Below are 4,328 nucleotides of genomic sequence, written 5' to 3'. Positions count from 1 at the left end.
CACTCAACGCCTTCGAGATCGCCTTCGACGGCCGACTCTCCGTCGGCCGCCGCTAACTCAACCCAACCGAGTTACACCGTTCACTGGACAGACCCACGGCGGTCGGCGGTGTGTCGTGGCGTGGCGGTTCGTCAGTTCGGTGGCATGCGGGTGTCGTCGTCGAGGGTTGCCCAGTAGCCCACGGTGGCGGGGTGGAGGCGGTACCGGCGGGCGTAGTCGTCGATGAGCGCCTTGGTGTGGCGGGGGTCGGTGGTGCGGGCCAGTTCGGCGTGGAATCGCCGGTAGTCGGTGCGGTAGTCGTCCTCGTGGGTCATGAGCAGGTCGTGGAGTGCGGTGCGGGTGGGGATGTCCTGACCGTGCCAGGCCACCTCTGCGGCGCCCTCCAGGGTGTCGGGGGAGTCTCCGTAGACGAAGGCCAGTGCGACTGAGCTTTCGCGTGTGCCGGCGGATGCGGGCGGGGCACCGCGCCCGTCGGCGGGGCGGGTGTCGTGTCCGGGTGTGGGTGTGGGGCGGGGCGGGGTGGGGTTGCGTCGGGTGAGGTCCACGAAGGTCTGCCGTGCCAGTTGGGTGGTCGTCGGCGGGGTGAAGCCGCTCCAGTCGATGATCGGCAGGACGGTGCGGTCGGTGGGCTGGGCGGTACCGGGTGTGGTCCGTGGGCGTTTGTGGGTGGGGCGGGGTGGTTGTTCGTGGTTGTGGTCGGCTTGGTGGGCGCGTTTGGGGGGTGCGGCGGGGGTGCTGGCGTCGTAGTGGTTGTGGGTGTGGTGGACGGTGATGACGGGGGCGTGGGCGGGGCCGAGGTCTTGGGTGTGGTCGGTGTCGCCGTGGACGTTGATGCGCAGGCGGATGCCGAGGGCGTGGGCCAGGAGCGGGGGGAAGGTCTCGCCGTGGGCCGGGTCGGTCCAGGAGGTTTCCCAGGTGCGGACGGCTGCGAGCAGGTCGGCGTGTTCGCGTGCGGTGAGGGGGGTGTCCTGGGTGAGGAGGAGTGCGGTGAGGGTGTCGCGGTCGAGCAGGTCCAGGGGGACGATGCCGGCGGGCTGGTTGGCGCGGATGGTCTGGAAGGCGCCGTGGGGGTCCTGGTTCTCGATGCGCCAGCCGATCCAGTCCTCGGCTTCGGCCACGGCCTGCTGCGGGGTGGTGTTCCTGGCGGCGGCCTGGTGGGCGGCGAGGTCGAGGAATTGGTCGCGCAGGAGGGTCGGGTCGGGGGAGGGCTGGATCCTGTGGGCGGTCAGGTAGTCGCGGGCGGCGTTCGCGCGCTCGGGGTCCCATACCCAGCGCAGCCGGGCGGCCAGTTCGGCCCGCGCGAGTGCCGGGTCGGTGCCGGGCACGGCGTGGAGGGCTGCTTCGAGCAGCCGGTGGGTGGTTCGTGCGGGCAGGAAGCCGGGGTCCGGGACCGTGTCGACGCCGAGGTCGTGCAGGGCCTGCACGATCCGCTCGCGCGGCTCGTGGCGGAGCGCGTCGTGGCGCTGCTGGAGGGTGTTGGCGCGCACGGTGCGCACGACGTCGGCGGGCACGTCGTGCGGCGCGAGGCGGGCGAGCCAGTCGGCGACGGCGTCGCGCACGCCCTCCGCCAGCGTCCGGATCCCGTTCGGGACGGCACCCGGCCGCACCGCGTCCGCCAGCGCCCGGTCCAGGACGCTGTTCCCGGTACCCGCGCGGACCAGGCCCTCCCGCACCGTCTCGGGCGCGCTGACCACCACCGACGACAACAGGCACAGGCCATCCCCGGGCACCGGCACCAGCGCCCCCACCACAGGCGCCGCGCCCTGCGCCTGCGCGGCGGGCACCTGCCCACCCGGGAGGTCGGGCACCCGCCCACCCGGGGCCGGGGCACCGTCCGTCCGGAGATCCGCCACCGAGCCGCCCGTCGACCGGCCGACCGGACCGACCCCCGCCTCCTGGGCAAGTCGGCGGCGGTAGACGTCGTTCGGCTCGTCATAGGGCGTCGGCTCGCCCTCGGGGGTGAAACCTGCGCCGCCGGTACGGGACCACTGCACGACCCGATGGCCCGACTTGCCGAACAGCCGCGCGTACCAGCCTCCGAACGGCGTCCCCGGACGGTGATCCGCCGGAGCATCGGGTACGCGCATGTGAACCCCGAACACGCTGGTGCCGGCTCCGGCGACTCGGAGCACCTGGAGATCGTAGGCCGCGCTGAGCGATCGCGAGAACGAGTCGTTGGCCCGGTTGGTGAACGTGACGGTCAGGCCGGTCCGCGTACCCTTCAGCCGCTCGTACGCGAAGGAGCGAAGGCTCTTCCCCTTCGGAAGTTGGAACTTCCTGTCCCCCACGCTGACAACGGTCTCCAGCGCGGTCGCCTCGAATTCCTTCGGGATGCCCTGGACGTAGGCAGGCTCGGAGATCGGGCCGTGGTCGTCGCCGCTGCGGCCCCGGCCTCCGGTGCGGTCGGCGGGGTCCGGGTCGAGGTCGATCACTTCATGGGGAGGATGCGGTTGAGCGGTGGTCGGGGGGCGGTGGGGTTCGTCGCGTCGGGTGGGGGGTGCGGGGTCGTTGCGGGGTGGAGTGGGGGTGGTGGCGTCGTGGTGGCCGGGGGTGTGGGCGAGGACGGTGTAGTGGTGTTCGGCCGCGAGGCGGGTGGCATGGTCGGGATCGGGATGGGTGATGGTGTAGTTGGGGTGGAGGGCGGTGATGTGTCCGGTGGTGGGGTCGACGGTGAGCAGGCCCCGGCGGGTGTGGCGTGCGTAGAGCTGCGGTGCGGCGGCGGTGAAGGAGGATTCCCACTGGTTGTCGGCGGTGAACGCGCCCAGGGTCTCGGCCCAGGTCGGGCCGTGGCTGCCGCGCAGTCTCGTCACGAGGTCCGCGTAGGAGTCCCGGTCGGCGAGGTGGCGCCGTAGGTCGTCCGCGGACACGCCCAACCGTGCGGGCAGGTGGCGGCTCTGCTCCAGCAGCGAGCCGACGAGTCCCGCCCCGGAGCTGAAGTTGTCGATGACCGACTGGAACTTCTGCAGGAGCTCCGCCCGCAGGCCGGCCGCGCTGCCGTGCTCGGGATGCATCCGCACCAGCGCCTCGAACAGGCTCTCCGCACCCCCCGGCACCGGATCGACCACCAGACCCATCCGACCCAGCACACCACCCCCCACCGCCGCCGGCCCGGACCCACCGGGGACCGGGTCCTCGTCGAGGTCCATCGGCTCGTCGGGGGTATGCTCCCGCACGGTCTGCTCCGGCACGGTGGACGAGGAACGGATCGGCCCGCCGGGCTGCGCCCCGGCTCCAGGGGCGGGGGGTGTTGCGTGGTCGGTGGTGGGTTGGTCGTCGTGGATGACGGTGGGGTCGGCGGCGGTGGTGAAGGAGGCGTAGAGGGAGGCCAGGAACTGGGCGGGGTCCGTGCCCTCGGTCTCGTGGAAGCTCTCGAGGAAACCGGTCACGGGCCCGCTGTCGGGAGTGGTGGGGCTGGTGGAGGCCGGTTCGGGGGCCGGCGACGGGGCCGGTTCGGGGGCGGGGGACAGGGCGGGGCCGGCGTCCGCGGGCTCGGTGTCGGCGGGTGTGCCGGGAATCGCTGCGGCGTGGTCCCCGTGCGGCAGTTCGCGGCCCGTGTCGTCCGGCCGGCCGGAAGGAGACGACGCGCCGCCGGTGGTACCGGCGGGGGGTGTTGTGTCGGTGGGGGTGGTGGGGTCGTCGTCGATGGTGAGGGGATTGGTGGCGGTGGTGGGGGTGGCGTAGAGGGAGGCCAGGAACTGGGCGGGGTCCGCGCCCTCGGTCTCGTGGAGGCTGTCGAGGAAACCGGTCACGGGCCGCCCGCTGTCGGTGGTGGTGGGGGTGTGGGATTCGGTTGATGGCTGGGGAGTGGGTGAGTCGGTGCGGGGTGTCACCGGGACGGTGGTCGGGGGCGGGGTGTGGGGGTTCGGCCGCGCTCCGGTGGGCGGTTCCTCCTCGAACGGGACGTGTTCGTCGTCGACATCGGAGAAGTCGGCCTCCGGCATCGGCTCATCGCCCGGCATCCGGTGGGGATCTGTACCGTCTGCACTGATCTGTGCCGGGGCCGGAGTCGCCCCGTCGAGCCCGTCCGGTTCTTCCGTCCCGTCCGGTTGGAACGGTCCGGCGTTGAAGTCCAGGTCCACGTTCGCGTCGAAGTCCAGGTCCGCGCTGGTGTCCATGTACGTGTCGAGACCGTCGTCGAGGTCGTCGCGGGAGCGCGGTTCGGCGTCCGGCATCGGTTCGTCCCGGGGGTGGGTGTCGTCGGCGCCGTGGGGAGACGATTCGCGGACCGGGGCGGGGGCGGGATTCGTGTCGTGTGCCGCGGCGTCGTCGCGGGTGCGCTGGTGTGCTTCCCACGCGCGCCGGTACTTGTACTCCTCGGTCGGCTCGTC

General features: G+C 72.6%; 1 protein-coding gene. It reads right to left on the bottom strand.

The annotated features are described in order from the left end of the window. Positions 1-131: 131 nt before the first annotated feature. Positions 132-4,172, bottom strand: coding sequence for a hypothetical protein (locus tag AB0K51_RS34200; protein ID WP_363462110.1), 4,041 nt, complete (start codon positions 4,170-4,172; stop codon positions 132-134). Between the last annotated feature and the right edge of the window lie 156 nt (positions 4,173-4,328).

Source organism: Kitasatospora sp. NPDC049285, assembly GCF_040678815.1.
In the GTDB taxonomy this organism is placed as follows: Bacteria; Actinomycetota; Actinomycetes; order Streptomycetales; family Streptomycetaceae; genus Kitasatospora.
The sequence above is the reverse complement of the archived record's forward strand: the minus strand, read 5'-3'. Positions and strand labels throughout refer to the sequence as shown.

Bases quoted from the DNA above. Each gene is read 5' to 3' on its own strand.
- AB0K51_RS34200 (WP_363462110.1), bottom strand. From the start codon at position 4,172: ATGCCGGACGCCGAACCGCGCTCCCGCGACGACCTCGACGACGGTCTC.